This is a genomic window from Stutzerimonas stutzeri (assembly GCF_000952685.1).
Taxonomy (GTDB): domain Bacteria; phylum Pseudomonadota; class Gammaproteobacteria; order Pseudomonadales; family Pseudomonadaceae; genus Stutzerimonas; species Stutzerimonas stutzeri_E.
The window spans coordinates 753,192-768,688 of the sequence record NZ_JYHV01000037.1 but is presented as its reverse complement, the minus strand read 5'-3'; the positions used below and the strand labels follow the sequence as shown (position 1 = coordinate 768,688).

Sequence of the window (15,497 nt, the reverse complement as noted above, 5' to 3'; positions counted from 1 at the left end):
AGACGGACGTCTGCTTCCCCTTTTTCGTTAGCGCTGTGCTCAGTCGTCGACGGAGCTGCGGATCAGGTGGTCGAAGGCACTCAGCGAGGCCTTGGCGCCTTCGCCGACGGCGATGACGATCTGCTTGTACGGCACGGTGGTGACGTCGCCGGCGGCAAAGATGCCCGGCAAGGAGGTCTCGCCACGCGCATCGACGATGATCTCGCCACGTGAAGTCAGCTCCACGGTGCCTTTCAGCCAGTCGGAGTTGGGCAACAGGCCGATCTGTACGAAGATGCCTTCCAGCTCCAGCTCATGAAACTCGCTGGAGTTGCGGTCCTTGTAGATCAACCCGTTGACCTTCTGGCCGTCGCCGGTGACTTCGCTGGTCAGCGCGCTGGTGATCACGCTGACGTTCGGCAGGCTGTAGAGCTTCTTCTGCAGCACGGCATCGGCGCGCAGTTGGCTGTCGAACTCGAGCAGGGTCACCTGAGCGACGATGCCGGCCAGGTCGATGGCCGCTTCGACACCCGAGTTGCCGCCACCGATCACCGCCACGCGCTTGCCCTTGAACAGCGGGCCGTCGCAGTGCGGACAGTAGGCGACACCGCGCCCACGGTATTCCTGTTCACCGGGCACGTTCATCTCGCGCCACCGCGCACCGGTGGCCAGGATCAGGGTCTTGGCCTTCAGCGAGCCGCCATTCTCCAGTTTGATCTCATGCAGGCCGCCTTGGTTCGAGGCCGGGATCAGCTGGGCTGCGCGCTGCAGGTTCATGATGTCGACGTCGTATTCGCGCACATGGTTTTCCAGCGCACGGGCCAGTTTCGGGCCTTCGGTCTCGTTCACCGAGATGAAGTTCTCGATGGCCATGGTATCGAGCACCTGACCACCGAAACGCTCGGCCGCGACACCGGTACGGATGCCCTTGCGCGCGGCATATATGGCCGCTGCGGCACCGGCTGGTCCACCACCAACGACGAGTACGTCAAACGGTTCCTTGGCGCTGAGCTTCTCGGCATCACGCGCCGAAGCGCCGGTGTCGAGCTTGGCGAGGATTTCTTCCTCACCCATGCGCCCCTGGCCGAACAGCTCACCGTTGAGATAGATGCTCGGCACGGACATGACCTGGCGCACCGTGACCTCTTCCTGGAACAGTGCACCATCAATGGCGACATGATGGATGTTGGGGTTGAGCACCGCCATCAGGTTCAGCGCCTGGACCACGTCCGGGCAGTTCTGGCAGGACAGCGAGAAGTAGGTTTCGAAACGGTACTCGCCGTCGAGGTTCTTGATCTGTTCGATGATCTCCGGCGCAGTCTTGGACGGATGACCGCCGACTTGCAGCAGGGCGAGGACCAAGGAGGTGAATTCATGTCCCATCGGGATGCCAGCGAAGCGCAGGCTGATATTGCCGCCGATACGGTTGAGCGCGAACGAGGGGCGACGCACGTCATCGCCGTCAGTACGCAGGGTGATCTTGTCGCTCAGGCTGGTGATCTCTTCCAGCAGCTCGAGCATTTCCTGGGACTTCTCGCCGTCACCGAGGGACGCGACGATCTCGAACGGCTGGGTGACCTTTTCCAGATAGGTTTTCAGTTGCGATTTCAGGTTGCTGTCGAGCATGTGAAATTTCCCCGTAGCGAAAGGCCTCTGTCAGGGCAGAGAACCAGAAGGTTGAATACTTTTGATGAGAGGAGCATACGAGGCCACAAAGAATTCTGAAAATTGATTAATCCAAGAGCGATGATCGAGTAAGCCTATCGTGTTCCACGTGGAACAAAAAAACCCGGCTTGCGCCGGGTTTAGTGATCCTGATTGATCCAGCGATCAGAAATCCAAATTGGATACCGCTAAAGCATTGGATTCGATGAAATCGCGCCGCGGCTCTACAGCGTCGCCCATCAAAGTATTGAAGATCTGATCCGCTGCAATGGCGTCTTCGATGGTGACCTTGAGCATCCGGCGAACCGCCGGATCCATAGTGGTTTCCCATAGCTGATCCGGATTCATTTCACCCAATCCCTTGTATCGCTGGACACTATGGCGGCGAGTTCCTTCGGTCATCAACCAATCAAGCGCCTGCTTGAAAGTCGTGACCGGCTTCTTGCGCTCACCACGCTGAACGTAGGCACCTTCCTCAAGCAGACTATTCAGCTTCTCGCCCAAAACGGTAACCGTCTTGTAGTCGTTACTGCCAAAGAAGTCGCGATTGAAAGTGATGTAGCTGGCCAGCCCGTGGGAAATAATCTCCACCTCTGGCAGCCAAAGATTCCGCTCTTTATCTTCACGTAGGCTTGCCTTGTAGGCCAATCCGGAACGCTCGACACCTTTCAGCAAAGCCGCGTAGGGCTCCAGCCAGGCCTGCATCGCTGCGTGATCACCGAGCTGCTCGACGCTCACCCGCGGCAGATAGATGAAGTGTTCGGTCAGCTCTTGCGGATAAAGGCGGGAGAGCCGCTGCAGCGTTTTCATCACCGTGCGATAGTCGTTGACCAGCCGCTCCAGCGCTTCGCCCGAAAGGCCTGGCGCGTGCTCGTTGACATGGAGGCTGGCGTCCTCGAGCGCAGACTGGGTGAGATATTCATCCATCGCCTCGTCGTCTTTAATGTACTGCTCTTGCTTGCCGCGTTTGACCTTGTAGAGCGGAGGCTGAGCGATATACACATAACCACGCTCAATCAACTCGGGGAGCTGGCGGAAGAAGAACGTCAGCAGCAGCGTGCGGATGTGCGAACCGTCAACGTCGGCATCGGTCATGATGATGATGTTGTGATAACGCAACTTGTCGATGTTGTACTCTTCACGGCCGATGCCGCAGCCAAGCGCCGTTATTAGCGTGCCAACTTCCTGCGAAGAGATCATCTTGTCGAAGCGGGCCTTCTCAACGTTGAGAATCTTGCCTTTGAGCGGCAGGATGGCCTGAGTCCTGCGGTTGCGGCCCTGCTTGGCAGAACCGCCCGCGGAATCACCCTCCACTATGTAGAGTTCGGAAAGGGCAGGGTCCTTTTCCTGGCAATCAGCGAGTTTGCCGGGCAGACCGGCAATGTCCAAGGCGCCCTTACGCCGGGTCATTTCACGGGCCTTGCGGGCAGCTTCGCGTGCACGAGCGGCATCGATCATCTTGCCAACGACCGCCTTGGCCTCATTGGGATGCTCCAGCAGGAAGTCAGCGAAATGCTTACCCATTTCCTGTTCGACCGCCGTCTTGACCTCGGAAGACACGAGCTTGTCTTTGGTCTGAGAACTAAACTTGGGATCCGGCACCTTTACCGAGATGATGGCTGTCAAGCCTTCACGGGCATCATCACCGGTAGTCGCCACCTTGTGCTTCTTCGCCAGGCCTTCTTGCTCGATATAATTGTTCAGGTTACGCGTCAGCGCCGAACGGAAGCCCGCCAGATGAGTGCCGCCGTCACGCTGCGGAATGTTATTGGTGAAGCACAACAAATTTTCATTGAAGCTGTCGTTCCATTGCAGCGCCACTTCGACACCAACACCATCATCGCGTTGAACATTGAAGTGGAATACTTCGTTAACGGGCGTCTTGTTGGTATTGAGGTAGGTCACGAACGCGCTCAGACCGCCCTCGTACTTGAACAGCTCCTCCTTGGCATTTCGCTCATCGCGAAGCACGATTCCCACGCCCGAATTAAGGAACGACAGTTCTCGCAAGCGCTTGGCCAGAATGTCCCAGCTGAAATGAATGTTCTGGAAGGTTTCGGCCGACGGTTTGAAATGAATTTCGGTGCCTGAACCGTCAGTTTCGCCGACTGCGGCCAATGGTGCTTGTGGTACGCCATGACGGTAGGTCTGCTCCCAGACCTTACCCTCACGGCGGATCGTCAGTACAAGCTCTTCTGACAGAGCATTCACTACCGAGACGCCCACTCCATGAAGGCCACCAGAAACCTTATAGGAATTGTCGTCGAACTTACCGCCGGCGTGTAGCACGGTCATAATGACTTCGGCTGCGGATACACCTTCTTCGTGAGTATCGACCGGGATCCCGCGGCCGTTGTCACGGACACTGATGGATTCATCTACGTGAATGGTGATGCAGATATCGCTGCAATGACCAGCCAGCGCTTCGTCGATCGAATTGTCGACGACTTCGAAGACCATGTGGTGCAGACCGGTGCCGTCGTCCGTGTCTCCGATGTACATGCCGGGACGTTTACGAACTGCATCGAGGCCTTTGAGGACCTTGATGCTGGACGAATCGTACGTGTGATTTTCACTCATGCCTTCACTCCCGAGGGGCCGTGGACTTGGGTTATCTCACCATGTTCCACGTGAAACATTGAGACTGGCGTATCTTCACGCCAGCCTTCTCGCAATACGTTCGAATCGACACAGGTGATAAATACCTGACAATTCAGTTGTTCCAACAACCGGCACAACGAAAGCCGGTGGTAATCGTCCAGTTCGGACGGCAAATCATCGACCAGGTAAATGCACTGACCCCGCTTGGCCTCGCTTACCAAATGCCCTTGAGCGATTCGCAGTGCACAGACGACAAGCTTCTGCTGGCCACGCGACAGTGTCTCGGCCGCATTATGATTAGCAATCCGTAAGCGAAGATCAGCCCGCTGCGGTCCTGCTTGGGTATGCCCCATAAGTCTGTCGCGCTCGATCGAAGCTGCCAGCACCTCAGCTAGGGACCGCTCTTTATCCCAGCCGCGGTAATAGCTCAATTGAAAGCCTTCCAGCTCCAGAAGGGAGGCCAAGATGCGTTCGAACACGGGTTTGAGAGCCTGGATATAGGCACGCCGATAACTATCGATTTCATCGCTTGCCGCACTCAGCTCGCGGCTCCAAGCAGCCTGCGAAGCGGCGTCCAGTGTACCATGCCGTAACCATGAGTTTCGTTGCCTCAGCGCTTGCTGAAGGCGCTGCCAGGCTTGAAGAAAACGGGGTTCCACGTGGAACACGCCCCAATCTAAAAACTGACGACGAAGCTTTGGTGCACCTTCCAGTAAACGAAAGCTATCAGGATTGATCAGTTGCAATGGCAGGGTTTCAGCAAGCTCCGCAGCGCTCCGGACGCTCTGACCATTGATGCGTATACGGATTTCCCCACCGCGATCTCTCGAAATACCTAACGCGCTGGATTGTTCTACACCCAGCTCAACCTGGCCGAAGACGGTGCAACTCGTCTGCTCATGGCTAATAACGGGATTCAGGCGCGTGCTGCGGAAAGAACGCGCCATACCAAGGAGATGGATGGCCTCAAGAAAACTGGTTTTCCCACTGCCGTTGTCGCCGTGGAGGATGTTGATCCGAGGGGAGGGAGTTAACGTCACCGGCTGCAAATTGCGAACGCCGGTGACGGAGATACGGCTAAGCGACATCTAGTTGTGGTTACAGGCGCATCGGCATAACGACATAAGCCGAATCATCGTTATCGAACTCCTGAACCAGGGCGCTGCTGTTCGCATCGGAGAGGATCAGCCGGACCTGGTCGGTAGTCATGACGCCCAGTACATCGAGCAGATAGCTGACGTTGAAACCGATCTCCAGCGAGCCGCCCGAGTAATCGACGGCGACTTCTTCTTCGGCTTCTTCCTGCTCAGGGTTGTTGGCCTGGATCTTCAACAGACCGCTTTCCAACTGCAGACGAATGCCTCTGTACTTCTCATTGGACAAAATCGCTGTACGGCTGAATGCTTCGCGTAGCGTCTGACGCTCACCCACAACGAGCTTGTCACCACCGCGCGGCAGGACGCGCTCATAGTCAGGAAACTTCCCATCTACCAGCTTGGAAGTGAACGTGAACTCGCCAGTGGTTGCCCGGATGTGGTGCTGACCGAGAACGATACTGACATCACCGTCCTGATCGGTGAGCAGGCGCGCCAGTTCGAGAATACCTTTACGTGGCACAATGACCTGATGGCGATCAGGCTGTTCGATGCCGGCCTGCATGGAGCACATAGCCAAACGATGGCCGTCAGTCGCGACGGCGCGCAGCATTCCGCTGGACACCTCGATCAGCATCCCATTCAAGTAATAGCGTACATCCTGCTGCGCCATGGCAAAGCTGCTGCGTTCGATCATGCGGCGCATCTTTCCCTGATTGACACTGAAATTCAGCGAACCCGGGCCTTCCTCAACGGTGGGAAAATCGTTTGCCGGCAAGGTCGACAGGGAAAAGCGACTGCGCCCCGATTTAATTACCACCTTTTGATCGTCCAGACGGATATCTATCAGCGCGTCAGGCTGCAGGCTCTTGCAGATGTCCATCAGCTTTCGTGCCGGCACGGTAATCTCGCCCGGCTCGAATGCATCCTCCAAAGCGACACGGCCAACCAATTCGACTTCGAGATCGGTTCCGGTAAGGGACAACTGGTGATCCTGAACCACCAGTAGAACGTTGGACAACACCGGCAAGGTCTGGCGCCGCTCAACGACGCCGGCCACTAACTGCAGGGGTTTCAACAGGGCTTCGCGCTGGATAGTGAAATGCATGGTCTGGTCCCTTGCCTATTAATTGGCCGCAGTCTGTTAAGTTGTCAAAGTACGCAGCAGATTTTTGTAATCTTCGCGAATATCAGCATCTAATTCCCGAAGTTCAGCAATTTTACGACAAGCATGCAGCACCGTCGTGTGATCACGCCCACCAAACGCGTCGCCGATTTCGGGCAGGCTGTGATTGGTGAGTTCCTTGGACAACGCCATCGCAACCTGGCGTGGTCTCGCTACGGAACGCGAGCGTCGTTTCGACAGCAGATCGGATATCTTGATTTTGTAGTATTCCGCGACCGTGCGCTGAATATTATCAACGCTGACCAGCTTGTCCTGCAGGGCAAGCAAGTCTTTCAGCGACTCGCGAATAAGCTCGATGGTGATGTCACGCCCCATGAAATGCGCATGGGCGATCACTCGCTTCAATGCCCCTTCCAGTTCGCGGACATTCGAACGGATCCGTTGCGCAATGAAGAAGGCTGCGTCATGAGGTAGATCGACATTGGCTTGATCGGCCTTCTTCATCAGGATCGCCACCCGCGTCTCGAGCTCCGGTGGCTCTACAGCCACGGTCAGGCCCCAGCCGAAGCGGGACTTGAGTCTTTCCTCGAGCCCGTCGATCTCCTTCGGATAGCGGTCGCTGGTCAGGATCACCTGCTGGCCACCTTCGAGCAAGGCGTTGAAGGTATGGAAGAACTCTTCCTGCGACCGTTCTTTCTTGGCGAAGAACTGGATGTCATCGATCAGCAACGCATCCACGGAACGATAAAAGCGCTTGAATTCATTAATGGCGTTGAGCTGCAGCGCCTTGACCATATCGGCAACGAAGCGCTCGGAATGTAGATAGACCACTTTGGCGTTGGGGTTCTTCTTCAGCAGGTGGTTACCTACCGCGTGCATTAGGTGGGTTTTACCGAGGCCCACGCCACCATAGAGAAACAACGGGTTATAGCCGTGCTTCGGATTGTCCGCGACCTGCCACGCTGCGGCACGGGCCAGCTGGTTGGACTTGCCCTCGACGAAATTCTCGAACGTGAAGGTGCGATTGAGATAGCTGGTGTGCTTGAGGCCGCCTTCGACCTGGACGTTGCGTTCGATGCGCGTCGGAGCGGGTGCCGCTACGGCTTCGGCCGCAACCGGGACCGCGGCGTCCGAAAGCGCTGCCTGCGCCGGCGGCGCGGCCGCGGCGGGCGCGCCTACCGGCTGTTGGGTACGCGGAGCGGATGCGGGCGCCAGCGCCGCGGAGGCCGTACGCCTGCTACCGATCAATAAAGATAAAGAAGGGGCCAAGCCCGTGGCGCGCTCGGACAACAACTCAAGCAGCCGAGACAGATATTTCTCGTTGACCCAATCGAGAACGAAGCGGTTCGGCGCATAGACGCGCAGCTCATCGCCTTCGGCTTCAACCTGAAGCGGACGAATCCATGTGTTGAATTGCTGGGCCGGCAGCTCATCTCTCAAAAGGTCAATGCATTGCTGCCAAAGTTCCACCGACACGGAATCTCCTAGACGCTGTCGAGCTTTTAAACGGCTGCCATTGTAGCCCCCGGTCGTGCAGTTATCCACAGTCCGTACGCCATATGAACGCAAAGAATGATTTCGTAGTATCACGCACTTGCGTCATGAAGCCTGTTGATAACCAAGCCTGAACCCTCAGGAAAAGCCTGTGTACAAGATGCCAGCAACCCCATCTGTTGATAAAAAGCAATTTTATCCACAGGAAACCCAACAGGTTCCCACCGGAGCCACACCGCTTCCACAGAGCCTTTCAAACCTCTGAAAAGCCCGTCGTGTCTGCTTCAAAAGCCCTTATCCACAGATTCACCGCTCACCTTCTATAAGCATTGCATTAAGAAGAGCTTTAACTTCTTTTCTTTCTTATTTAATTCTCTCTCTATCTTGCTGGTTGGAAATTGACCTCACCGCGCAGCTTCTCTACAATCGCCGGTCTCTTAAAAGGGGGCCATTCCGGCCCGCAATGGATCACCAGGTAACGCATCATGAAACGCACTTTCCAACCCAGCACCCTCAAGCGCGCTCGCACTCACGGTTTCCGTGCTCGTATGGCCACCAAGAACGGTCGCGCCGTCCTGTCGCGTCGTCGTGCCAAAGGTCGTAAGCGCCTGGCAGTCTGAACACGTCGGAACAGGTAGTGAGTCGAGACTTCGCTCGGGAAAAGCGATTGCTGACCCCGCGTCAATTCAAGGCAGTCTTCGACTCCCCTTCCGGCAAGTTACCGGGCAGGAATGTCCTGCTCCTGGTGCGCGAAAATGGATTGCCACATCCCCGTATCGGGCTGGTGATCGGCAAGAAAAGCGTCAAGCTCGCGGTGGAGCGCAATCGCATCAAGCGGCAACTGCGCGAAACCTTTCGTCTCCACCAGACGGAACTAACGGGGTGGGACATCGTGGTTATCTCGCGCAAGGGATTGGCTGATCTGGATAATCCCGAACTGGCACGGCAATTCGCCAAGCTCTGGAGGCGGTTGTCTCGCACCCCTTCCCAGAACGTCGACAATCCGGAACAGGGCAAGCCCGCCCATGCGTAACCTGGCTTTGATTCCGATCCGGGTCTACCGGTATGCCATCAGTCCCATGATGGCGAGCCATTGTCGCTTCTACCCCAGTTGCTCTTGCTACGCACAAGAGGCCATCGAAAGTCATGGCCTGCTGCGCGGTGGCTGGCTGAGCCTGCGCAGGCTTGGCCGTTGCCATCCATGGAATCCGGGCGGCTATGATCCCGTGCCTTCCAACCACACCTCCAATTCATCTTCGATGACCGAGTAACCATGGATATCAAACGCTCGATTCTGCTTGTCGCACTGGCAGTCGTTGCCTACCTGATGGTCCTTCAGTGGAATCAGGACTACGGCCAGGCCGCCTTGCCTGCCGAGACAAGCCAGGAACAACCTTCGCTCGCTCAGCTACCGGACACACCGCCAGCCACCCGCGCTGAAGACGCCCAGCAGGACATTCCTTCCGTTGGCGGCGAGCAATCGGCCAGCACGTTGCCTGAAACCCAGGCCAGCAGCACCCAGCTGATCCGCGTACGTACCGATGTCCTCGATGTCGCGATCGATCCGCGTGGTGGCGACATCGTCGACCTACGCTTACCGGAATTTCCCCGTCGCCAGGATCGGCCGGACGTTCCGTTCCAGTTATTCGAGCGTAGCGCGGAGCGGACCTATGAAGCCCAGAGCGGCTTGATCGGTGACGGGCCGGACAAGGCCAGCGGACGTCCGCTGTACAGCAGCGAGCAACAGCAGTACCAACTGGGCGAAGGTCAGGATCGACTGGTCGTCGATCTGAAGTACAGCGAAGACGGCGTCGATTACACCAAGCGCTTCACCTTCGATCGCGGCGACTATGACCTGCGCGTCAGCTATCTGATCGACAACCAGAGTGAAAAGGCCTGGACGGGCCACATGTTCGGTCAGCTCAAGCGTGACGACAGCGGCGATCCGTCTTCCAGCACGGCGACCGGCACGGCAACTTATCTGGGGGCCGCGCTCTGGACCAAGGATGAGCCCTACACCAAGGTCTCCATGAGCGACATGGACGACAAGAACCTGAAAAAGACCGTCGAAGGCGGCTGGATCGCCTGGTTGCAGCATTACTTCGTGACGGCTTGGATCCCGGCGCCCGATCAAACCAACCAGGTGCAGACCCGCAAGGACAGCCGCGGCAACTACATCATCGGCTTCACCGGTCCGGCGATCTCCGTCGCCCCGGGTAGCCAGGGTGAAACGTCCGCTACGCTGTACGCCGGCCCCAAGAGCCAGGACAAGCTTGAGGAACTCTCGCCGGGCCTGCGCCTGACCGTTGACTACGGCATTCTCTGGTTCATCGCCCAGCCAATCTTCTGGCTGTTGGAAAACATCCACGCGCTGCTCGGCAACTGGGGTTGGTCGATCATCGTGCTGACGATCGTGATCAAGCTCGCGTTCTTCCCGCTCTCGGCGGCCAGCTATAAATCGATGGCCCGCATGCGTGCGGTATCGCCGAAAATGCAGGCGCTGAAGGAGCAGTTTGGCGATGACCGCCAGAAGATGTCCCAAGCGATGATGGAGCTGTACAAGAAGGAGAAGATCAATCCTCTTGGGGGTTGCTTGCCGATTCTGGTGCAGATGCCGGTGTTCCTTGCGCTCTACTGGGTGCTGCTGGAAAGCGTCGAGATGCGTCAGGCGCCGTGGATGTTCTGGATCACCGATCTATCCATCAAGGATCCGTTTTTCATCCTGCCGATCATCATGGGCTTGACCATGTTTATTCAGCAGCAGCTGAACCCCACGCCACCGGACCCAATGCAAGCCAAGGTGATGAAGCTCTTGCCTGTAATCTTCACCTTCTTCTTCCTCTGGTTCCCGGCTGGCCTGGTGCTGTACTGGGTGGTCAACAACGTCCTGTCGATCGCACAGCAGTGGTACATTACGCGCAAGATCATCGGGCAGACCGCAGCCGCAACCTGAGATTTTCGTTGACGTGAACAGAACGCCCCTTGATTGGGGCGTTTTGCTTTTTTCGATCTGCCTGGGAGAGAGGACACATGAGCCAAGATCGCGAAACCATCGCCGCAGTCGCTACCGCTCAGGGAAGAGGCGGCATCGGCGTGGTGCGCGTCTCAGGATCACGAGCCAAAGCTGTCGCCATCACCCTCAGCGGACGAGAACCGGTCCCGCGGCATGCGCACTATGGCCCCTTCCACGCCGATGACGGCGAGGTCATCGACGAAGGGGTGATGCTGTATTTCCCAGGCCCCCATTCGTTCACCGGCGAAGACGTGCTGGAACTGCAAGGCCATGGCGGTCCCGTGGTGATGGACATGCTGCTACAGCGGTGCGTGGAACTTGGCGTTCGCCTTGCCCGCCCCGGTGAATTCAGTGAACGGGCCTTCCTCAACGACAAGCTGGATCTGGCCCAGGCCGAGGCGATCGCCGACCTGATCGAGGCGAGTTCCGCTCAGGCGGCGCGCAACGCTGTCCGCTCGCTGCAAGGCGAGTTTTCCCGCCGGGTTCATCAACTGACGGAAAAGCTGATCCAGCTGCGCATCTACGTCGAGGCGGCAATCGATTTCCCCGAAGAGGAGATCGATTTTCTGGCCGACGGCCGAGTGCTGGCCTTGCTGCAAGCCGTCAGGCAGGAGCTGGCCGAGGTGATCCGCGAGGCGGGTCAGGGCGCGCTGCTGCGCGAAGGCATGAACGTGGTGATCGCCGGTCGCCCCAATGCCGGTAAATCCAGCTTGCTCAACGCCTTGGCGGGCCGTGAGGCGGCTATCGTCACTGACATCGCCGGCACCACGCGCGATGTGCTGCGCGAGCTTATTCATATCGACGGCATGCCCTTGCACGTCATCGATACCGCCGGCCTGCGCGATACCGACGACCAGGTCGAGCGCATCGGCGTGGAGCGGGCCATCAAAGCCATCGAGGATGCCGATCGCATACTGCTGGTGATGGATGCCAGTGCAGCCTCGGCAGGCCCTGACAGCTCCGATTGGCCCGATTTCCTGGCCATCAGGCCCGATCGCGCGAAGACCACCCTCATCCGCAACAAGGCTGACCTGACGGGGGAGGGCGCCACCCTCTCGATCGATCCTGACGGCTATAGCACGCTGAGCCTTTCGGCACGGTCCGGCGAGGGCCTTGAGATGCTCCGCGAGCATCTCAAGCGCTGCATGGGGTACGACCAGACCGCAGAGAGCGGCTTCAGCGCCCGCCGCAGGCATCTGGACGCACTGCGGCAGACGGCAGCGCATCTGGACCATGGCCACGCGCAGCTCACCCTGGCCGGAGCCGGAGAGCTGCTGGCCGAGGACCTGCGCCAAGCCCAGCAAACCCTTGGCGAGATCACTGGTGCCTTCAGCTCAGATGACTTGCTGGGACGCATTTTTTCCAGCTTTTGCATCGGCAAATAGCACATCGCCTGAAGCCGCCATCGCCGTCCGATGACTGGACGGGCGCTGAGGCGTTTCCCACAGGGAAACTGGCGCTCGGCCGGTGCCCTTCAAAGACACCGGGCTGCGACGTCCCTGCCTCGATTCATCGTGCGCAGGCTACCGCTGGCCGCCTCGATTCCGGCGAAACCGTTCGTTTTTTATTATCAACCGCCCCCCCTTGAGCCCTGTGGAAAACCGGCCCTAAGGTCGGTCCATAACCCTCTGGATAAACCGGTGATGAGCTGGCCTGTGTATAAGTAGCTATTTAATACACAGGCTGTAAACCGGTACTGCACCGTCCCAGCCCAGCTTCAGCACAAGGTTTTGGTACGCTGAAGCCCTTATAAATAAAGGGTTGCAGCGATCTATCCACAGATAATCGGCACATATTTATAAACATAGAAATAAGCTTTAAATCATTTCTCTCTTTTTTATATATTGCTTGAGCTCCCGGCACACCTTGAGCAGTTGGTCATTTTTTGTGCAAAGGCCCTTCTTTCACAGCCCTCCAGCCCCTATACTTGCGCGTTTTCCCAGGCTCAACTGAACAGGCACGAGGTGCGTGGTGGATTTCCCTTCCCGTTTTGACGTCATCGTTATCGGCGGCGGCCATGCCGGTACCGAAGCTGCGTTGGCAGCCGCTCGAATCGGTGTAAAAACCCTGCTGCTCACCCATAACGTCGAAACACTGGGACAGATGAGCTGTAATCCAGCCATAGGCGGCATCGGTAAAAGCCATCTGGTCAAGGAAATCGATGCGCTAGGCGGTGTCATGGCAACGGCAACCGACCAAAGCGGCATTCAGTTCCGTGTGCTCAACAGCCGCAAAGGCCCAGCCGTACGCGCGACTCGTGCCCAAGCGGATCGCGTGCTGTACAAGGCTGCGGTCCGTGGGGTTCTGGAGAACCAGCGGAACCTGTGGATATTTCAACAGGCCGCCGACGATCTGATCGTTGAAGCCGACCAAGTCAAGGGTGTCGTGACACAGATGGGTCTGCGTTTCTTCGCCGACTCCGTGGTACTCACCACCGGTACCTTTCTCGGTGGGCTTATCCACATCGGTCTGCAGAATTATTCCGGCGGTCGTGCTGGTGATCCGCCCTCGATCGCCCTGGCTCGTCGTCTTCGTGAGTTACCGCTTCGCGTTGGTCGCCTGAAGACAGGCACGCCGCCACGCATCGACGGACGCAGCGTCGATTTTTCGGTGATGACAGAGCAACCAGGCGATATACCCATCCCACCTATGTCGTTCCTGGGGCATGCCGCGCAGCATCCGAAGCAGGTCAGTTGCTGGATCACTCATACCAACACGCGAACCCACGAAATTATTGCCGCAAACCTTGACCGATCGCCGATGTATTCCGGCGTCATCGAAGGCGTCGGTCCACGTTACTGCCCGTCGATCGAGGACAAGATCCATCGTTTCGCAGACAAGGACAGCCATCAGGTCTTCATCGAACCAGAAGGCCTGACCACACACGAGCTTTACCCCAACGGTATCTCCACATCGTTGCCATTCGACGTGCAGCTGCAGGTCGTCCAGAGCATCCGCGGCATGGAGCAGGCGCACATCGTTCGCCCTGGCTATGCCATCGAGTACGACTACTTCGACCCGCGCGATCTCAAGTACAGCTTGGAAACCAAGGTGATCGGTGGCTTGTTCTTTGCCGGTCAGATCAACGGCACCACCGGTTACGAAGAGGCCGGCGCTCAGGGGCTGTTGGCCGGCACTAACGCGGCTTTGCGCGCACAGGGCCAGGACAGCTGGTGCCCGCGCCGCGACGAGGCCTATCTGGGCGTACTTGTCGACGACCTGATCACCCTGGGAACCCAGGAGCCTTATCGCATGTTTACTTCGCGCGCCGAGTACCGGTTGATCCTGCGAGAAGACAATGCGGACCTACGGCTGACCGAAAAAGGCCGTGAATTGGGCTTGGTCGATGATGCTCGTTGGGCCGCTTTCGAGCGCAAACGCGAAAGCATCGAGCAGGAAGAGCAGCGACTGAAAAGTACCTGGGTGCGTCCGGCAACGCCGCAGGGCGATGCGATCGCCGAGCGTTTTGGAACGCCGCTGACCCATGAGTACAACTTGCTCAATCTGCTGGCACGACCCGAAATCGATTATCTCAGCCTGATCCAGCTTACCGGGGCGGGGGTCGAGGACCCGCAGGTTGCTGAGCAGGTCGAGATAAAGACAAAGTACGCCGGCTACATTGATCGTCAGCAGGAAGAAATCGCCCGCCTTCGCGCCAGCGAGAGTGTTGCGCTACCGGCGGATCTGGACTATTCGACCATCTCTGGCCTGTCCAAGGAGATCCAGCACAAGCTCACCCTTGCCCGACCGGAAACGCTCGGCCAGGCGTCGCGAATTCCCGGTGTAACCCCAGCAGCAGTGTCGCTTCTGATGATCCATCTGAAAAAACGCAGCGCCGGAAGCAAGCTGGAGCAAAGCGCTTGATGGACGACGAATACGCACGCTATGCCGAAGAACTCCAGCGTGGCGCCGAATTACTCGGCGTAGAGCTTAGCGACTCGCAGCAAGCGCAGCTGCTTGCCTATCTGGCGTTGCTGAACAAGTGGAATAAGGCCTACAACCTGACCGCCGTGCGCGATCCGGCTGAAATGGTCTCGCGTCATCTGCTCGATAGCCTTAGCGTCGCTCCATATGTAGAGCAAGATGGCGCTCGCTGGCTGGACGTGGGCAGTGGCGGTGGGATGCCTGGCATTCCGCTAGCTATTTTGTTTCCCGAGCGCAGCTTTACGCTACTCGATTCGAACGGCAAGAAGACCCGTTTTCTTACGCAGGTCAAACTGGAGCTGAAACTCGCCAATCTCGAAGTTGTCCACAGCCGCGTCGAGCAGTTCCGACCCGAACGGCCTTTTGCCGGCATCACGTCTCGGGCATTCAGCTCGCTGAGCGACTTCGCCGACTGGACGCGCCATCTGGGAAATCTCGAAACTCGCTGGCTCGCCATGAAAGGAGTCCAACCCGATGACGAGCTACAGGCGCTACCGGCGGATTTCCAACTAGAGCGCTGCCTCGTTCTCAAGGTTCCCGGTTGCCAAGGGCAACGCCATCTGCTGATACTGCGCCGCACTTCATGACTCCGGACAGACGC

At 57.8% G+C, this 15,497-nt stretch carries 12 protein-coding genes; 7 read left to right on the top strand and 5 right to left on the bottom strand.

Annotated elements, in window-relative coordinates; genetic code table 11:
• Positions 1 to 39 precede the first annotated feature (39 nt).
• The 5 genes from ahpF to dnaA all read right to left on the bottom strand — a co-directional run bounded on the left by ahpF (position 40) and on the right by dnaA (position 7,941).
• Positions 40 to 1,605, bottom strand: coding sequence for an alkyl hydroperoxide reductase subunit F (gene ahpF, locus UF78_RS22110; protein ID WP_045164348.1), 1,566 nt, complete (start codon positions 1,603 to 1,605; stop codon positions 40 to 42).
• 204 nt (positions 1,606 to 1,809) lie between these two features.
• Positions 1,810 to 4,224 (bottom strand): DNA topoisomerase (ATP-hydrolyzing) subunit B, encoded by a 2,415-nt coding sequence (gyrB, locus tag UF78_RS22105; RefSeq protein WP_045164347.1) that lies wholly within the window; start codon positions 4,222 to 4,224, stop codon positions 1,810 to 1,812.
• Positions 4,221 to 5,333, bottom strand: a complete 1,113-nt coding sequence (gene recF, locus UF78_RS22100) for a DNA replication/repair protein RecF (protein ID WP_045164346.1) — start codon at positions 5,331 to 5,333, stop codon at positions 4,221 to 4,223. Before recF ends, gyrB begins: the two co-directional genes overlap by 4 nt.
• A gap of 10 nt (positions 5,334 to 5,343) precedes the next feature.
• Positions 5,344 to 6,447 carry a DNA polymerase III subunit beta gene (gene dnaN, locus UF78_RS22095; RefSeq protein WP_045164345.1) on the bottom strand — a complete coding sequence of 368 codons (1,104 nt, stop codon included), beginning with the start codon at positions 6,445 to 6,447 and terminating at the stop codon, positions 5,344 to 5,346.
• 36 nt (positions 6,448 to 6,483) lie between these two features.
• Positions 6,484 to 7,941 carry a chromosomal replication initiator protein DnaA gene (dnaA, locus tag UF78_RS22090; RefSeq protein WP_045164344.1) on the bottom strand — a complete coding sequence of 486 codons (1,458 nt, stop codon included), beginning with the start codon at positions 7,939 to 7,941 and terminating at the stop codon, positions 6,484 to 6,486.
• Between the two features lie 503 nt (positions 7,942 to 8,444).
• On the opposite strand from dnaA, the gene rpmH reads away from it, so the two are divergent.
• The 7 genes from rpmH (at position 8,445) to rsmG (ending at position 15,483) form a co-directional block, all read left to right on the top strand.
• Positions 8,445 to 8,579, top strand: a complete 135-nt coding sequence (gene rpmH / locus UF78_RS22775; protein WP_019340723.1) for a 50S ribosomal protein L34 — start codon at positions 8,445 to 8,447, stop codon at positions 8,577 to 8,579.
• A 17-nt stretch (positions 8,580 to 8,596) separates the two neighbouring features.
• Entirely contained in the window at positions 8,597 to 8,992 is a 396-nt protein-coding gene (rnpA, locus tag UF78_RS22085) for a ribonuclease P protein component (RefSeq protein WP_045164343.1), read from the top strand.
• A complete protein-coding gene (gene yidD / locus UF78_RS22080) occupies positions 8,985 to 9,230 on the top strand; it encodes a membrane protein insertion efficiency factor YidD (protein ID WP_045164342.1) in 246 nt (81 codons plus the stop codon). Before rnpA ends, yidD begins: the two co-directional genes overlap by 8 nt.
• A 2-nt stretch (positions 9,231 to 9,232) precedes the next feature.
• Positions 9,233 to 10,912, top strand: coding sequence for a membrane protein insertase YidC (yidC, locus tag UF78_RS22075; RefSeq protein WP_045164341.1), 1,680 nt, complete (start codon positions 9,233 to 9,235; stop codon positions 10,910 to 10,912).
• A gap of 77 nt (positions 10,913 to 10,989) precedes the next feature.
• The gene (gene mnmE / locus UF78_RS22070; protein ID WP_045164340.1) at positions 10,990 to 12,357 is read left to right on the top strand and encodes a tRNA uridine-5-carboxymethylaminomethyl(34) synthesis GTPase MnmE; all 1,368 of its coding nucleotides are present in this window, start codon (positions 10,990 to 10,992) and stop codon (positions 12,355 to 12,357) included.
• A 586-nt stretch (positions 12,358 to 12,943) separates the two neighbouring features.
• Positions 12,944 to 14,836, top strand: a complete 1,893-nt coding sequence (gene mnmG / locus UF78_RS22065; RefSeq protein WP_045164339.1) for a tRNA uridine-5-carboxymethylaminomethyl(34) synthesis enzyme MnmG — start codon at positions 12,944 to 12,946, stop codon at positions 14,834 to 14,836.
• Entirely contained in the window at positions 14,836 to 15,483 is a 648-nt protein-coding gene (gene rsmG / locus UF78_RS22060) for a 16S rRNA (guanine(527)-N(7))-methyltransferase RsmG (RefSeq protein ID WP_045164338.1), read from the top strand. The genes mnmG and rsmG overlap by 1 nt, the downstream gene beginning before the upstream one ends.
• Positions 15,484 to 15,497: the final 14 nt, after the last annotated feature.

Bases quoted from the DNA above. Each gene is read 5' to 3' on its own strand.
- ahpF (WP_045164348.1), bottom strand. From the start codon at position 1,605: ATGCTCGACAGCAACCTGAAATCGCAACTGAAAACCTATCTGGAAAAG.
- gyrB (WP_045164347.1), bottom strand. From the start codon at position 4,224: ATGAGTGAAAATCACACGTACGATTCGTCCAGCATCAAGGTCCTCAAA.
- recF (WP_045164346.1), bottom strand. From the start codon at position 5,333: ATGTCGCTTAGCCGTATCTCCGTCACCGGCGTTCGCAATTTGCAGCCG.
- dnaN (WP_045164345.1), bottom strand. From the start codon at position 6,447: ATGCATTTCACTATCCAGCGCGAAGCCCTGTTGAAACCCCTGCAGTTA.
- rpmH (WP_019340723.1), top strand. From the start codon at position 8,445: ATGAAACGCACTTTCCAACCCAGCACCCTCAAGCGCGCTCGCACTCAC.
- yidD (WP_045164342.1), top strand. From the start codon at position 8,985: ATGCGTAACCTGGCTTTGATTCCGATCCGGGTCTACCGGTATGCCATC.
- yidC (WP_045164341.1), top strand. From the start codon at position 9,233: ATGGATATCAAACGCTCGATTCTGCTTGTCGCACTGGCAGTCGTTGCC.
- mnmE (WP_045164340.1), top strand. From the start codon at position 10,990: ATGAGCCAAGATCGCGAAACCATCGCCGCAGTCGCTACCGCTCAGGGA.
- rsmG (WP_045164338.1), top strand. From the start codon at position 14,836: ATGGACGACGAATACGCACGCTATGCCGAAGAACTCCAGCGTGGCGCC.